The sequence below is a fragment of the Mucilaginibacter frigoritolerans genome (assembly GCF_007830615.1).
Classification (GTDB): domain Bacteria; phylum Bacteroidota; class Bacteroidia; order Sphingobacteriales; family Sphingobacteriaceae; genus Mucilaginibacter; species Mucilaginibacter frigoritolerans.
The window spans coordinates 772,247-786,923 of sequence record NZ_VLLI01000001.1 but is presented as its reverse complement, the minus strand read 5'-3'; the positions used below and the strand labels follow the sequence as shown (position 1 = coordinate 786,923).

The window sequence follows — 14,677 nt, the reverse complement described above, 5'->3', positions numbered from 1 at the left end:
ATAGAGAAGAGAATGAGTACAGAGATTTTTAAATACGAAAAGCCTTTTAAACTAGAATCGGGCAAGGAATTAGCTGAGCTTGAGATTGGATTTAATACATACGGAACACTAAACAAAAACCGCGACAATGTAGTATGGGTATGCCATGCGCTTACAGCAAATTCTGATGTTTTTGACTGGTGGAAAGGTTTTTTTGGCGAGAATGATTACTTTAATCCTAAAGAGCATTTTATTGTATGCGCCAATATTTTGGGGTCACCATATGGCACCAGTAATCCGTTAAGTATAAACCCGGTTACCGGACATCCTTATTATCTTGCTTTCCCGCAATTTACTATAAGAGATATTGTAAAGGGACATCAGTTATTAGCCGACCATTTAGGAATTAAAGAGATAGGAATTTTATTAGGAGGATCGCTGGGCGGTCAGCAAGCATCTGAATGGGCCATTATGGAACCCGAGCGTATTAAGAATTTGATACTAATAGCCACAAACGCCCGTCATTCACCATGGGGAATAGCTTTTAATGAGTCTCAGCGCCTGGCTATCAGTACTGATCGTACTTTTTATGCCAACGCTCCCGATGGAGGTAAAAAGGGATTAAAAGCTGCCCGCAGTATAGCATTACTCTCCTATCGTAACTACAAAACCTACGGCATTACACAGCAGGAAGAAAAAGACAATCATGTAGATGGCTACAAAGCGGCATCATACCAAAACTACCAGGGTGAAAAGCTGGTGAACAGATTTAATGCCTACAGCTATTGGTATCTGTCAAAAACCATGGATTCACACAATGTAGGCCGCAACCGCCATGGGGTTGAAAAGGCTTTAAGCCTGATAAAAGCACGTACATTGGTTATCGGTATTAAATCAGATGTGTTGTTTCCTATTGAGGAGCAGCAATACCTGTTTCAGCACATCCCAAAATCGGTTTTCGCCGAATTAGATTCGTTTTACGGACACGATGGTTTTTTAATTGAAACCGGAGTATTAACAAATATCATCACTTCCTTTTTTAAAACAGACGTAAAAGGAAAAATTATTGAATTGCAACGCACTGCATAATGAGCAAAAAACTAAACATCGGACTATTTGGCTTTGGCGTGGTTGGCCAGGGTTTGTATGACATTATTAAAACCAAACATCTGAATCTGGAGATCAAAAAGATCGCCATTAAAGACGCGCACAAACAACGTACACTTCCAGCACACCTATTCACGACTGAACGCGATGAATTGCTGGACAACCCGGAAATAAATACCATTGTTGAGCTGATAAATGATACCGAAGCAGCGTTTGAAATTGTTTCGAGAGCATTAAGCTCTGGCAAAAATGTGGTTTCGGCCAGTAAAAAAATGATTGCCCTGCATTTAAAGGAGCTTATTGACCTTCAGCAAAAACATGGCACTTCTTTGTTATATGAAGGTGCGGTTTGCGGCAGTATTCCTATTATCCGTAATCTGGAAGAATATTATGATAATGAGTTACTACACTCTATCAGTGGTATTTTTAACGGATCATCCAATTACATTCTTTCTAAAGGATTTAATGAGAATATGGATTATGATACAGCACTAAAACAGGCGCAAGACCTTGGTTTTGCTGAAACGGACCCTACCAGTGATGTGGGCGGTTTTGATGCCAAATATAAACTGGTAATAGCCGCTTCACATGCTTATGGTGTAATTGTTAACCCTGATGATGTATTTAACCTTGGCATCCAAAATCTTGCCGCAAACGATCTGCAATACGCCCGTGAAAAGAACCTGAAGATAAAACTGGTTCCGGTAGCTAAAGAACTTGACGATCAACATGTAGCCTTGTTTGTACTACCCAAATTTGTAAACGAAAAAGAATTTTTATACAATGTAGAATACGAATACAACGGTGTAATTGTACAAGCCGCCTTTGCCGATCAGCAATTCTTTTTCGGAAAAGGTGCCGGAGGACACCCAACTGGTTCTGCTGTATTATCTGATATAGCCGCTTTACGTTATGATTACGCGTACGAATACAAAAAGGCGAAAGAACGCACCAGTCTTAACTTCACCAATGATATTGAACTGAATATTTATCTACGCTATGAGGATGAAGCATTAGTAGAGACGCTAAATTTCACCCATATCCATGAGCGTTATTATTCGGGCAGCTATAAGTTTGTTATTGGTAAAATCAATCTGCAAAGCCTTATTGATAACCAACAATTAATAGCCAACAACAAAGCATTTGTAGCCTTTGCCGATCAGCTTGCTGGTGTAAATCTGGCGGCTGAAGCAACAGTAGCTGAAGAAGCATTTTAAAATTTTATATTTTCATTTAGGTTTATTTAGTTTAAAAACGGCTCCTGCAAAGGGGCCTTTTTTGCTTGTTCCATTTGCCATGGAACGTAGTTAAGCATCTTCTGTGCTATGCAGGTATTATTAGGCGGATTATTATCTTTGCAAGCATACCGCTATAATTTAAGCTGATGAGTAAACTTGCTAATCTTGTAAAAAACAAACCTTTTGTATTTACACTATACTTTGGTCTTAGCTTTTTTGCGGTTGGTAAAAGCGTACTGCTTAACCACATTCACAACAATTACTTTGTATATAAATATAACTTTATCAATGTTATTCATCAGCATACTATTTTCGGCTATCAACCCCAATTTCAGGATTTAAATCATTACGGGCCGGTGTTCGCTCTATTAATGGCTCCGTTTGCTTTGTTACCAGATGGTTTTGGGGTAATATTATGGGTGATGTTTAACGCCTGGATATTATACAAAGCCATTAAGGCACTACCTATAACTGAGTATCAATATCTGGCTATTTTACTTATTTGTGCCCATGAGCTGATGACGTCTTCATCAAACGTGGAGATTAATCCATTTATAGGTGCTTTAATTATATTGGCCTATGTTTTTATTAGGAACGAAAAAGATTTCTGGGCTGCACTGATGATTGTTGCCGGAACATTTATCAAGCTTTATCCAATAGTTGGCCTGGCATTCTTCTTCTTTTCAAAAAACAAGCCGAAGTTTATTTTAAGCCTTCTATTTTGGTCTGTAGTGTTGTTTTTACTGCCAATGGCTATCTCTTCACCATCCTATATCATCCATACTTATCATGATTGGTATGGCGATTTAGTGCAAAAGAACCTTGCCAATATAGGCCCAAGCTTGCAGGATATTTCTGCAATGGGGCTTATTCGTAATATATTCAACTACAGGCAATTATCAAACATCACTATAATAGCACCTGCGATTGTGCTATTTGCAATCTGGTATTTAAGAATAAAGGAATACAATACTGTACCCTACCAACTTTTATTACTGGCATCAACCTTAGTATTTGTTATTATTTTCAGCAGCTCGTCTGAGTCGCCAACTTATATTATTGCAGTAGCCGGTGTGGGTATTTGGTTTATGAATCTGAACAGACCAGTTACCGGTTTTGAAATAGGTTTGCTGGTTTTTGCGCTAATATTAACCGTTATGTCGCCATCTGATTTATTTCCACGATATATTAAAATGAATTATGTGGTGCCTTATAAATTGAAAGCTTTGCCTTGCGTACTGATATGGTTAAAGATTATTTATGAAACGATATTCCGCAAATTCAATAAGGAACAATCTGCAACTTCAATAGTTGCTTAATTTATTTTTTGGTGTGGTATCCGTAAGCCATTAAAAATGCAATACCACTAAAGCCAAATGCCTCAAACACGCTCGAAACCTCGTTACCCTGTAGTGAATAAGGGTCGGTAAAGGCACGTGGGATGTGCAACAAAACGAGCCATAAAAATATCATTAGCGCAAGCAATAACGAACTCAATTTAAGCCTTATCCTCAAGATAATACTTAATCCAGAGCCTATTAGAGCCACGCCAGCAAAGTATGTCCAGAACAGATGCAAGGGCATCCAGTTGGGCACCAATGTTGAAATACCATCAGCATACAAAAAATGGTCAATTCCAAAGCCCACAATCATTATACAAAAGAAAACGTTGCCTAAAGGAATCAATCTTTCCAGGAGCATAATTAATGAGTTTTCTTTACCTTCATCTTTCGTCATAAATGATCCGGCTACAACGAAAGCACCACCTGCCATGGCAAGTTCTTTCAAGGCATTTACCCAAACACCAAAATGTTTATAATAAGGATCGACAATAAGTTCATATGGAATCTGGCAAATGCAAAAAAGCAAGAGCAATACTCCACCCAAAATAAGGGATACCGGTCTGCTACCTACTTCAAAAATAATGGCAACTCCACCCGCAATAAAAAGGGTGCTTATTACGTAAACATAAATGGCGTAACCAGTAATAGATGGGTGCCATGGTGGCAAAATTACCGGCCTAAAATCTTTGTAAAAGATTTGCTGTATGGCCAATGCGGCTATTAAAATACCGTAAGAAATGCGCGCAGGTTTGATTAGGTTTTTCATTCAATGTAATTGTTATAATTCAAATTACGGAATGAATAAAACATCAGCCAATTCACAGCCTGTACATGTTGGTACAAAGCTGTACAAATTCAGAAATAGCGTCTTCTTGAGGTAAACTGTGCTATAAAACAAAAAATCCCGCCTTTGTTAAGGCGGGACATGTATTTAGATTTACAATTCTCTTCCAGGATCCCAGTTCTCAAGATAATCGGCAACTCGCCTTACAAATGATCCGCCCAATGATCCATCAACCACACGGTGATCGTATGATAATGACAAGAACATCATATGACGGATCGCAATCATATCGCCTTGTAAGGTTTCAATCACTGCAGGCTTTTTCTTGATAGCGCCAACGGCTAAAATAGCTACCTGCGGCTGGTTAATAATAGGCGTACCCATTACATTACCAAATGAACCTACATTGGTGATAGTAAATGTACCACCTTGTACATCATCTGGTTTTAATTTATTGGTACGGGCGCGGCTTGCCAGGTCATTAACAGCTTTGGTTAAGCCAATCAGACTTAATTCATCAGCTTTCTTTATTACCGGAACTATCAGGTTACCATTTGGCAAAGCAGTTGCCATACTGATATTGATATCTTTCTTTTTAATGATTTGTGTTCCATTTACCTGGATATTGATCATCGGTAAATCTTTTATGGCCCTTACTACCGCCTCAATAAAAATTGGGGTAAAGGTTATCTTTTCACCTTCGCGTTTCTCAAAGCTACTCTTTATCTTCTCGCGCCACAAAACAATATTAGTTACATCTGCTTCAACAAACGAGGTAACGTGTGGCGAAGTATGCTTGCTCATTACCATATGATCGGCAATTATGCGGCGCATTCTGTCCATCTCAATAATTTCATCTTCACCCGATACAGATTTTGCTACCGGAACTGGTTCTGATTGAGCAGCAGGCGTTACTTTTGGAACTTCGGTTACGGGAGCAGGCGTTTCAATAACTGGTTGGGATTTTTCAACTACAGGCTCTGATTTCGGCGCTTCAATAGTGTTGGCCAAAACAGGTTCTGCTTTAACCGGATTATTTTCAAACGAAGGGTTTGGTTTAAACCTATTTTGGATATAAGCCAGCAAATCGTCTTTTGTTAAACGACCTTCAGCGCCTGTACCTGTAATTTGATCCAATTCAACACTGCTTATTCCTTCTTGTGCAGCTATATTTTTTACCAACGGAGAATAAAAACGCAGCGAATTTTTAGCAGCACTTTCTACACCAGGTACATTTGTCTGCTCAATTTGATCAATGTAAGGAACTGCCTGGGCAAAATCCGAACGATAATCCTCAAATACAGGCGGAACTATTGCTTCAGATGCATTAGTACTATCAGTTGCAAACGGTTCAATTATGGGTTGATGTACTTCTTCAACAGGTTTTGGAGTTTCGGCTACAACAGATTCATGTTGCAAAGAAGGTCCTTTTACTTCCTCTTCAGGCTCATTAGTTTCAATTATTGCAATAATTGCACCTACCTGAACTACATCATTATCTTTAAAGAATTGCTCAATCAATTTGCCTGCAACCGGAGATGGAACATCAGAATCTACCTTATCCGTAGCAATTTCCATTACTGTTTCGTCGGCTTCAATATAATCTCCCGGATTTTTTGTCCATTTGATTACGGTTGCCTCCGCAACACTTTCCCCCATTTTAGGCAGTAACAGTTTATATTTAGCCATAGACACTAGTTATCGTAAAGGCCAAAATTAGCTGATTTTATTGTTATTTCTTACTTTTAGTGAAGTAAAGTATTCAACATATTTAAAGCTGATATTGCGCTTCTTTCAATGTTTTGATGGCGTTTATTACCAAATGTTAATTTCTTTACTACCATTTTATTAACATTTGCAACTGCAATCCACACGGTACCAACAGGTTTGTCAGGCGTTCCGCCATCCGGACCAGCAATACCGGTTACCGCAATTGCATAATCCGATTTAAAATTCAGCAATGCTCCTTGAACCATTTCGGTAGCAGTTTCTTCACTCACTGCTCCATACTTTTGCAACGTTTCATTTTTCACCCCCAAAATACTTTCCTTTAATTCATACGAATAAGAAACAGCTCCACCAAAAAACACTTTTGATGAACCGGGATGCTGCGTAAACAAATGTGAAATGTATCCGCCTGTACAGCTTTCGGCTACCGATAAGGTAAAGCCTTTTTGTTCCATGTAGTTTAATATCGCCTTTTCAACCGGTATATCTTCTTCAGCTGCAACAACGTTAGCAACACGTTCAACTATTTTGGCCGAAAACTCATTTATCTTCTCCTTTAATAAAACTTCATCTTCGCCGTATGCACTTAATCTTAATCGCACCTGTCCTAGTTTAGGCAGATACGCCAGTTTAATATAGGATGGCAATGCATCTTCAATATCGGCAATCCGTTCAGCTAAGTATGATTCACCTTCGCCAACAGTTAAAATAGTTTTATGGATAATGAATGGCAGCTTTAATGATGTTTTAAGCTTTGGAATCACCGAATCCTCCATCATATACATCATCTCGTGCGGCACACCTGGCATTGATACATAAATTTTCCCATCAACATTAAACCACATACCGGGTGCAGTACCATTCTTGTTTAATATTACTTCGCAATTAGCTGGCACCTGGGCCTGTAAGCGATTAACATCAAGCATAGGCCTGTTGTACCTTGAAAAAATTTGCAGCACATTATCAAGCGCATCCTTATTCTCAACAAAGCCAACGCCAAAATAATCAGCCAAAGTTTTTTTGGTGATATCATCTTTTGTAGGGCCAAGTCCGCCTGTTATTAAAATAACATCTGCCCTTTTGCTTGCTTCCTTAAGCGCAGCTAAAATATGTTCGCGATCATCAGAAACTGATGAGATTTGCTTAATTCGTATACCAATATTATTTAACTCCTGGGCTATCCAGGCCGAATTGGTATCAACAATTTGACCTATAAGTATTTCGTCGCCAATGGTTATAATTTCTGCAAGCATGTTTATTGGGTGAAATTTTGATTGCTGGTGTAATCGCTTCTTTTGCTCAATTTCAAATCCTGCAATATGGCAGCTTTTACTTTCAGGGTAATATTATAAGATTTGTAGAGTCCGAAAGGCACCCATTGAAAGTTAAGGTCCCAGCAATGTAAATCGCGATAAATACCAAACGAGGTTACTGCAAGCTTTTGTGCCCTGATATCATAGTTAGTACTATACTGTACTTTCCACTTAGAAGTAATGTTGACATCACCGCTAAGCATAATAGTATTTGAGCTACTTGTACTGATATAGTTATTATTATAGCTATAACTATAATTAAATGACAAGTTCCATGGGACATTAAAATCAACATAAGCACTTGGGTCACTATTTATAACAGCAAGCCGTTGAGCTTGTTGTGCATTAATAGTGCTTAATGTATTACCTGCTTGTGGCTGTACAGGGGCTTGCGGGTTAAAAGAAGTTGAATTTAAGCTCCCGCTCACTGAAAAACTAATGGAAGTTAATGTGGGGAATCTTCCGTCCTGTAAAGTATAGCGATTAATTTCACGGGTATAACGCAATATTTGCCCATTTGAAATAGAATCAAGCACCTGATTTTCATACGGGTTTAGCGATCCGAAAATGCTGAGGTTAACTTTGTTATTCAATATTCCGGTATGTGCTGAAAAGGATATGGGTTGTAACCTTAATGAATCTTGCGCAAAATTGTAAAACGTCGAAAAAGTTAACCCATCAAGCAATGATACTTTCCTGGGCTTTCCGGAAGTATCTGTAGCTTTAGGTTTAAGCTTCATCTGAATAGTATTATCAAGGTTTAACCCAATACCGGCCTGCCTTCCCGCAGACGGGAAACCATCTTCAAAAATTGAATACGTAAGTGATTGATAAGGATATGGTATTGTTGCATTGCTTATTGCCGTTTTATAATAACCATAGCCAGGAGCAGAAAAATCGGGATTATAACTAAAGCTCAAAGTAGGTGTTATTACGTCCCTGATGGCTTCTACATTACCTTTCTTAAAGTTTATTACACCATAAACTTTGGTTGATACTCCTGTACTTAATGAATAAGTACCAGCTCTTCTGAAACCATTTACGGTATCGGTAACTAATGAATCGCTTCCTGAAGTACTTCCCCTGGCATAGCTTTTCCTGATAGTTTGCAAATACCAGTGTTCGGTATAATTTATACTGCTACTGAATTGAAAATATTTCAAAAAATTCAAACTCAAACCAATAGGTATTTGATGAACAATGCTTGTTTGCATATCCTTCAGCAGCGTGTTGCCTTTAAATAACTCTGATTCGGGAATAGCGTTTATTTCATTATTAGCCTGCAAACTGTAACTAACAGTAATTTTTTGATACCATTTCGGATCTCCTACCCTATCTTTTGAATCAAACGGGCTTAATGATGCCATAGTAAAACTTAACGTAGGCAAATCAAGCGTTACCGTTTTATTGGTAAGATCCTGGCTGTGTGAAAGGCCCACACTCAGGTTAAATGGTGTTCCGGCCCAGGTTTTACTATAGTTTACGGTTGAACGTAAGTTATTTTGTGTAAGCGCCTGTAAGTTATAATTACTGGCTGATGGATTATTTTGATAAAATGTTGATGTACCAGCATTTACGGAGGCACTTAAAGTACTCCCTGGATTAGCATTAGGATCCTGGGTATGTGTCCAGGTTACATTAAAATCTCGGGTTGGCGGATCACCTTCAAGGCCGTAATTATGCGAACCATAGCTTAACGATAGCGTACCTCCGTATTTATATCGTTTTAAGTAATGTAACGTGGTATTCAGCTCGTATGATCCTTTGGAATAGATTGTACCCATATTGGTTAAATCCATGTAATCGCTTATCCCAACATAATATCCAAAATTACGCAGATAAAAACCCAGTTTTGCATCTTCGCCGAAGGTTGGAATAATAACCCCCGAGGTTCGTGTATCTGGCTTTGGGAAAAAACCAAATGGTATAGCCAGGGGAAGCGGGATACCTTCAATTTCAAGATAAGCAGGCCCGGAAATAATCCGGTTTTTTTCAGCAATACCTCTTGTAATCACAATACCAAAGTGTGTATCTGGGTATGGGAGGTCGCAGGTACTAAAAATAACGTTCCGGTAGGCTATTTCTGTTTCATTTAACTTCTTAGCCTGTCCACCCGAAAGAAAGCTACCATCTTGTTCAGATGCCGGATTGTATAGTTTACCCTTCTTTGATTTGTAATCAAAAAGTAAAGAATCAGACAAGAGCGGTTTTTCTTTTCCTTGTTTGGAGATGGGTCTGCCAACGTATCTTTTGGTAATTGGATCTATACTTCCCTTTGCAAAAAGCAGGTGATTTTTTTTATCAAGCCTGATATAATCTGCGTCTAATTCAAAATCTCCGTAGGTTACGCGCGCTTTGCCATACAGGTAGGTAATCTCATTTACCTGGTCAACAAAAGTTGAATCTTCCGCATGGGAGGTTACTTCTTCCTTTAATTCGCCAGAACTTTTTGAGGTATCAGCTGGGGCTCCTGCTTTTTTTGTTGCTGAAGTTGCCTTAGATTTTTTACCTTTATTACCTTTCTGGCTTTTAATGGTATCTACCTTTATAATGGTATCCCGTATCGGCTTAAATCCAAAATTGCTTGTACGTGCAGTAGCGTTTACCCGCATCGTAAAAATTATTGCAATAAGAAAAAAGATGCTTATGAATTTCAAAATCAATTATGAATAGTATTTTTGCAGATATAGTTAACCGCGTTCAAAAATAATGAAAAATAAGGCATTGAAAAGATTGATTTATGGTTTGTTGATAATACTGGTTTCTTTACCGTTTTTTTCGTTCTCATTGAGCATTAATTCTTCAAAGGATACAGTTACCGGTAATGGTTATAAAATTAAAACCATTATTGTTGATGCTGGTCACGGTGTCCGTCCGTCAGGAGCAGTTGGCCACTACTCTCCCGGGGCATCAGGTTCTTATTCCTTTGAGAGAAATGTAACGCTTGCCATAGCACTTAAATTGCAGGTTGAACTAGAAAAACAGTTGACAGGTGTAAAAGTGGTATTAACACGCAGTACCGAAGAGGACGTAGCATGGCAAAAACGTGCAGATATTGCTAATGCAAACAAAGGGGATCTGTTCATCTCGATCCACTGTAACTCTCTTGCTGACAGAACTATACGGGAAGTTATTGGTCATAAACATCATAAACCTATTTACAAAACGGTAGAAGTACCAAATCGTTCAGGCAAAGGTGTTTTAATTTTGGTTTATGGTTTTCATAGGACCAAGGAGGAAGAAAAAGCGATTAAAGAAAACCTAATCGAAGACGATTCAGAGATGAATACTGACCCTGATCCAAACGATCCGGCATCAATGATTCTGATGAATGAATACAAACGCAAATACAGAAAGCAAAGCATACATTTAGCCGAGCTTATAAACAATGAATTTGTGCAAACTGATGGCAGGCCAAGTGAAGGTATACGTGAACAGGGTGTATTGGTGCTATGCCATAGCGCAATGCCTGCAGTACTTGTGGAAACAGGGTATATTAATAATCCGGATGATGAAGCTTACCTCAACTCCGAAAAAGGTCAAGATGAGATAGTTGCCTCAATTGTAAGAGCATTGGAAAATTATAAAAACGAAGTAGAATCAGTATCACAACCACAATAAAAATCTATCAAATTGAAAATATCAAACGAAACAAAAATTGGGGCTCTTACTGCCATTGCTATAACCATATTAATTTTAGGCTATAGTTTTTTAAGGGGCAATGACATATTTTCGGGCTCAAACAAGTTTTACGCCGTTTATAAAAGTGTAGATGGCCTGTCCATTTCAAAACCAGTATTGGTAAATGGCTTCCAGATTGGCAGGATTTCAAAAATGAACTTACGTGCCGATGGGCATACTGTTGTGGAGTTTAAAATTGAAAAACAATACAATGTTCCCTCAAATACCCTTGCCAAACTGGTAAGTACTGATCTTCTGGGAAGCAAAGCTATTGTGTTTGAATACGGTAACAGCAATACCTATGCAGAAGATAATGACACGCTGAGAGCTGATATTCAGGGGAGCCTTGCCGAAAGCTTGCAACCAATTCAAAACAAAGCAGAAAATCTTATTGGCAAATTAGATTCAGCACTCGCATCAATTAACAAAATATTAAACCCGGCTTTCGAAAAAAATGTAGACAGAAGCTTTATGAGCATTGCCAACTCTTTGCAAACTCTTGAAGGAACTACTAAAAAAATTGATGCCCTTGTAGGAGGCCAGTCTGACCACATTAATGGCATATTAGCTAATGCTGATGCCGTATCGAGCAACTTAAAAACAAGTACGGAGCATTTAACCGGCATTAGTGCAAACTTTGAAAAAGTTAGCAATGATGTTGCCAATGCCAATATTAAACAAACCCTGGATAACACCAATAAGGCTATGGCCGATTTGCAGGATGCTATTAACAAAATCAATAGCGGCAAAGGAAGTATAGGATTGCTGATTAATGATGATAAAATGTACAATAACCTGAAAGATGCTTCTGCAAGCCTTAACAACCTGTTAATTGACCTGAAAGCACATCCTAAGCGTTATGTAAGCTTCTCTGTTTTTGGAGGTAAAAAGGATTAAGATTAAGTTAGAGAGAGATTAGAAATCAGTGATTAGGAAGGGAATATTAATAGAGGTTGGAGATTAGGAATATTCTTTTCTCCTACTTCTGCCTAATCTCTAATCTCCAACCGCTAATCACCCCCACCTATACTCAAATCACAAACGTTTTCCCTTCTGTAGCAAGTTCTGTTTCGGGGAATACACTTTTAGCTTCATCCAATAGCTCGCTTAGGGTTTTGTACCTGGCCGAGAAGTGCCCAATGATCAATTTTTTCGCATTGGTTTTTAAAGCAATTTCGCCAGCCTGTAGTGCAGTAGTATGTTGGGTTTCAACAGCTCTTTCAAGCATATTATTTAAAAAGGTAGCTTCATGATATAGCAGGGTAACATTACTTATCTGCTCAAAATAAGCTTCATTGTACATGGTATCTGAACAATAAGCATATGATTTTGGCGTATCAGAATCAACAGTCAAAGTATCATTCTTAAGTACAGTACCATCAGTAGCGGTGTAATCTGCTCCTTTTTTTAAAGCTGAAAAATACTCGACAGGGATTTTTAGCCTTTCAAGTTTTTCTTTTAAAAGCTTTCTTAGTCTTTTCTTTTCTCTGAATAAAAAACCGGTGCATGGAATACCATGAAACAGTGGAATGGTTTCAACCGTTACATCATGGTTATCTAAAATTACCGTGGCTTTCTCTGCATCAATAGAAACAAATTCCATTGGGTATTGCAAAGTAGTTTCGGAGTAAGTTAGCTGCAGGTATATTATTTCTTTTAAATGCGGAGGGCCATAAATAGCTAAGGGCTTTGTACGGCCGTTAAGGTGCATGGATGATAATAAACCAACCAGGCCTAAGTAATGATCGCCATGAAGATGACTGATAAAAATATGATCGATACGACTACCTTTTACATCATAGCGCAACATCTGTTGCTGTGTACCTTCGGCACAATCAATCATGTAAAGGCGCTCATTAATATTGAGTACCTGTGATGTAGGGTTACGGTTAAATATGGGGGTTGCAGAACTGCTGCCAAGTATTGTTAGCTCAAATTTCATACTTGGTTAACAATCAGTTGGGTTATTTTGCTTCTCTCTTTAATTCTTTTTCTATTTCTTCACTAAAAACAAGGTCAATGGCTTCTTCAGCTGTAGGTACAATAGAAAGTACACTATCTAATTGAGAAATAGTTATTAAACGGGATACTGCATCATTTAAACCAGTTAAAATAAAACTACCACTTGCATTTTTACATAAGCGATGCCCCACCAGTAAGCTGCTTAATCCCGAAGAATCAGCAAATTTAACCTGTGAAAGATCAAAAATTATATTTCTCTGCCCTTCTGTATTGATTAGAATGAGTTCAGATTTAAGCTGAGGCGAAACAATTGAATTCAACTTACCTTCGTTAAGCCTTAGTAAAATATATTTTTCGTGTTTATCAACAGTAAATTTCATTGTTTATACTAATTAAAAAGCTAAGATATAATTATTTTTTGTGTTTTAAGTTATAATTATTTTGTGTTTAAACAAAATTTCACAAGGCTTTTAGTGCGTTATTTATGGCATTTTCTACCCGGTTCAATACACTATCATGGCCCGGTTTAACAAAACTTTCGCCGGTTATTTGTTCAAAAAGCTCAATATAACGCTCAGATATCGACTTTACAATTTCTGCTGTCATTACCGGAACTACCTGCCCTTCTTTACCTTGGAAACCGTTTTCAATTAACCATTTTCTTACAAATTCTTTTGATAATTGTTTTTGTGGCTCTCCGTTTTTCTGTCTTTCGGCATAGCCTTCACTGTAAAAATACCTTGAAGAATCTGGTGTATGAATTTCATCTATCAGGTAAATTTTTCCATCGGCTTTGCCAAATTCATATTTAGTATCCACTAATATTAATCCCTGTTTCGCAGCAATTTCAGTTCCACGGGCAAAAAGAGCCCTGGTATATTTTTCAAGCTGTGCATAATCTTCTGCCGAAACTATTCCTCTTTCCAGAATCTGCTCTTTTGAAATATCTTCATCATGCCCTACTGATGCTTTTGTTGTAGGGGTAATTATCGGCTCAGGAAGCTTATCATTTTCTTTAAGTCCTTCGGGTAAACTTACACCACAAACCTGCCTCTTGCCTGCACTATACTCGCGCCATGCGTGTCCGGCCAAATAACCGCGGATAACCATTTCCACTTTAAACGGATCGCAAATACGTCCTATAGTAACGCTTGGATCCGGAACATTCACCACCCAGTTGGGAACGATATCGGCTGTAGCCTGCAAAAACTTGGCGGCTATCTGGTTTAACACCTGCCCTTTGTATGGTATAGCTTCTGGTAAAACAACATCAAATGCTGATATACGGTCAGAAACAACCATTACCAGGTATTTATTATCAATAGTGTATACATCCCTTACTTTACCTTTATAAAAATTGGTTTGGCCCGGGAAATTAAAGTGTGTTTCTTTTATTGCGTTCATTCTTCTTTTTATTTGGGATATAAAGATTTTCGTTTTTTGCTTAAAACGTAAACTACCTATATCGCCACTAGCTTAATTTCTAACGTAAGATTTGAAAATGCAAAATTAGCTTTCTATCTCATATCTCACATTAAATAT

The 14,677-nt window shown here is 38.1% G+C and carries 12 protein-coding genes; 5 read left to right on the top strand and 7 right to left on the bottom strand.

Annotated features, from left to right (window positions below; all coding sequences use genetic code 11):
* Positions 1-12 precede the first annotated feature (12 nt).
* The 3 genes from JN11_RS03235 (at position 13) to JN11_RS03225 (ending at position 3,643) form a co-directional block, all read left to right on the top strand.
* A complete protein-coding gene (locus JN11_RS03235) occupies positions 13-1,068 on the top strand; it encodes a homoserine O-acetyltransferase family protein (protein WP_144909560.1) in 1,056 nt (351 codons plus the stop codon).
* A complete protein-coding gene (locus tag JN11_RS03230; protein WP_144909558.1) occupies positions 1,068-2,303 on the top strand; it encodes a homoserine dehydrogenase in 1,236 nt (411 codons plus the stop codon). Before JN11_RS03235 ends, JN11_RS03230 begins: the two co-directional genes overlap by 1 nt.
* A gap of 167 nt (positions 2,304-2,470) precedes the next feature.
* On the top strand, positions 2,471-3,643 hold the full coding sequence (locus JN11_RS03225) for a glycosyltransferase family 87 protein (protein ID WP_144909556.1): 1,173 nt from the start codon (positions 2,471-2,473) through the stop codon (positions 3,641-3,643).
* A 1-nt stretch (position 3,644) separates the two neighbouring features.
* Here JN11_RS03225 and JN11_RS03220 read toward each other — a convergent pair whose 3' ends face one another.
* The 4 genes from JN11_RS03220 to JN11_RS03205 all read right to left on the bottom strand — a co-directional run bounded on the left by JN11_RS03220 (position 3,645) and on the right by JN11_RS03205 (position 10,104).
* Positions 3,645-4,433, bottom strand: coding sequence for a hypothetical protein (locus JN11_RS03220; protein ID WP_144909554.1), 789 nt, complete (start codon positions 4,431-4,433; stop codon positions 3,645-3,647).
* A 171-nt stretch (positions 4,434-4,604) separates the two neighbouring features.
* A complete protein-coding gene (locus JN11_RS03215; RefSeq protein WP_144909552.1) occupies positions 4,605-6,140 on the bottom strand; it encodes a dihydrolipoamide acetyltransferase family protein in 1,536 nt (511 codons plus the stop codon).
* Between the two features lie 56 nt (positions 6,141-6,196).
* Positions 6,197-7,432, bottom strand: a complete 1,236-nt coding sequence (locus JN11_RS03210) for a competence/damage-inducible protein A (protein WP_144909550.1) — start codon at positions 7,430-7,432, stop codon at positions 6,197-6,199.
* Between the two features lie 2 nt (positions 7,433-7,434).
* Complete coding sequence (locus JN11_RS03205; RefSeq protein ID WP_246138930.1) at positions 7,435-10,104, bottom strand: putative LPS assembly protein LptD; 2,670 nt, start codon at positions 10,102-10,104, stop codon at positions 7,435-7,437.
* Between the two features lie 97 nt (positions 10,105-10,201).
* On the opposite strand from JN11_RS03205, the gene JN11_RS03200 reads away from it, so the two are divergent.
* Both JN11_RS03200 and JN11_RS03195 read left to right on the top strand, forming a co-directional pair.
* Positions 10,202-11,113 (top strand): N-acetylmuramoyl-L-alanine amidase family protein, encoded by a 912-nt coding sequence (locus JN11_RS03200; protein WP_144909546.1) that lies wholly within the window; start codon positions 10,202-10,204, stop codon positions 11,111-11,113.
* A 12-nt stretch (positions 11,114-11,125) separates the two neighbouring features.
* Positions 11,126-12,070, top strand: coding sequence for an MlaD family protein (locus JN11_RS03195; protein WP_144909544.1), 945 nt, complete (start codon positions 11,126-11,128; stop codon positions 12,068-12,070).
* 133 nt (positions 12,071-12,203) lie between these two features.
* Here JN11_RS03195 and JN11_RS03190 read toward each other — a convergent pair whose 3' ends face one another.
* The 3 genes from JN11_RS03190 to JN11_RS03180 form a co-directional block, all read right to left on the bottom strand.
* On the bottom strand, positions 12,204-13,115 hold the full coding sequence (locus JN11_RS03190) for a ribonuclease Z (RefSeq protein WP_144909542.1): 912 nt from the start codon (positions 13,113-13,115) through the stop codon (positions 12,204-12,206).
* Positions 13,116-13,137: 22 nt separating this feature from the next.
* Positions 13,138-13,515 (bottom strand): STAS domain-containing protein, encoded by a 378-nt coding sequence (locus JN11_RS03185; protein ID WP_144909540.1) that lies wholly within the window; start codon positions 13,513-13,515, stop codon positions 13,138-13,140.
* Positions 13,516-13,594: 79 nt separating this feature from the next.
* Positions 13,595-14,539 (bottom strand): phosphoribosylaminoimidazolesuccinocarboxamide synthase, encoded by a 945-nt coding sequence (locus JN11_RS03180; RefSeq protein ID WP_144909538.1) that lies wholly within the window; start codon positions 14,537-14,539, stop codon positions 13,595-13,597.
* Positions 14,540-14,677: the final 138 nt, after the last annotated feature.

What these genes read in the sequence shown, in the direction of transcription:
- JN11_RS03205 (WP_246138930.1), bottom strand. Translation starts at nt 10,104, where the DNA reads ATGCGGGTAAACGCTACTGCACGTACAAGCAATTTTGGATTTAAGCCG.
- JN11_RS03235 (WP_144909560.1), top strand. Translation starts at nt 13, where the DNA reads ATGAGTACAGAGATTTTTAAATACGAAAAGCCTTTTAAACTAGAATCG.
- JN11_RS03190 (WP_144909542.1), bottom strand. Translation starts at nt 13,115, where the DNA reads ATGAAATTTGAGCTAACAATACTTGGCAGCAGTTCTGCAACCCCCATA.
- JN11_RS03215 (WP_144909552.1), bottom strand. Translation starts at nt 6,140, where the DNA reads ATGGCTAAATATAAACTGTTACTGCCTAAAATGGGGGAAAGTGTTGCG.
- JN11_RS03210 (WP_144909550.1), bottom strand. Translation starts at nt 7,432, where the DNA reads ATGCTTGCAGAAATTATAACCATTGGCGACGAAATACTTATAGGTCAA.
- JN11_RS03225 (WP_144909556.1), top strand. Translation starts at nt 2,471, where the DNA reads ATGAGTAAACTTGCTAATCTTGTAAAAAACAAACCTTTTGTATTTACA.
- JN11_RS03200 (WP_144909546.1), top strand. Translation starts at nt 10,202, where the DNA reads ATGAAAAATAAGGCATTGAAAAGATTGATTTATGGTTTGTTGATAATA.
- JN11_RS03230 (WP_144909558.1), top strand. Translation starts at nt 1,068, where the DNA reads ATGAGCAAAAAACTAAACATCGGACTATTTGGCTTTGGCGTGGTTGGC.
- JN11_RS03180 (WP_144909538.1), bottom strand. Translation starts at nt 14,539, where the DNA reads ATGAACGCAATAAAAGAAACACACTTTAATTTCCCGGGCCAAACCAAT.
- JN11_RS03220 (WP_144909554.1), bottom strand. Translation starts at nt 4,433, where the DNA reads ATGAAAAACCTAATCAAACCTGCGCGCATTTCTTACGGTATTTTAATA.
- JN11_RS03185 (WP_144909540.1), bottom strand. Translation starts at nt 13,515, where the DNA reads ATGAAATTTACTGTTGATAAACACGAAAAATATATTTTACTAAGGCTT.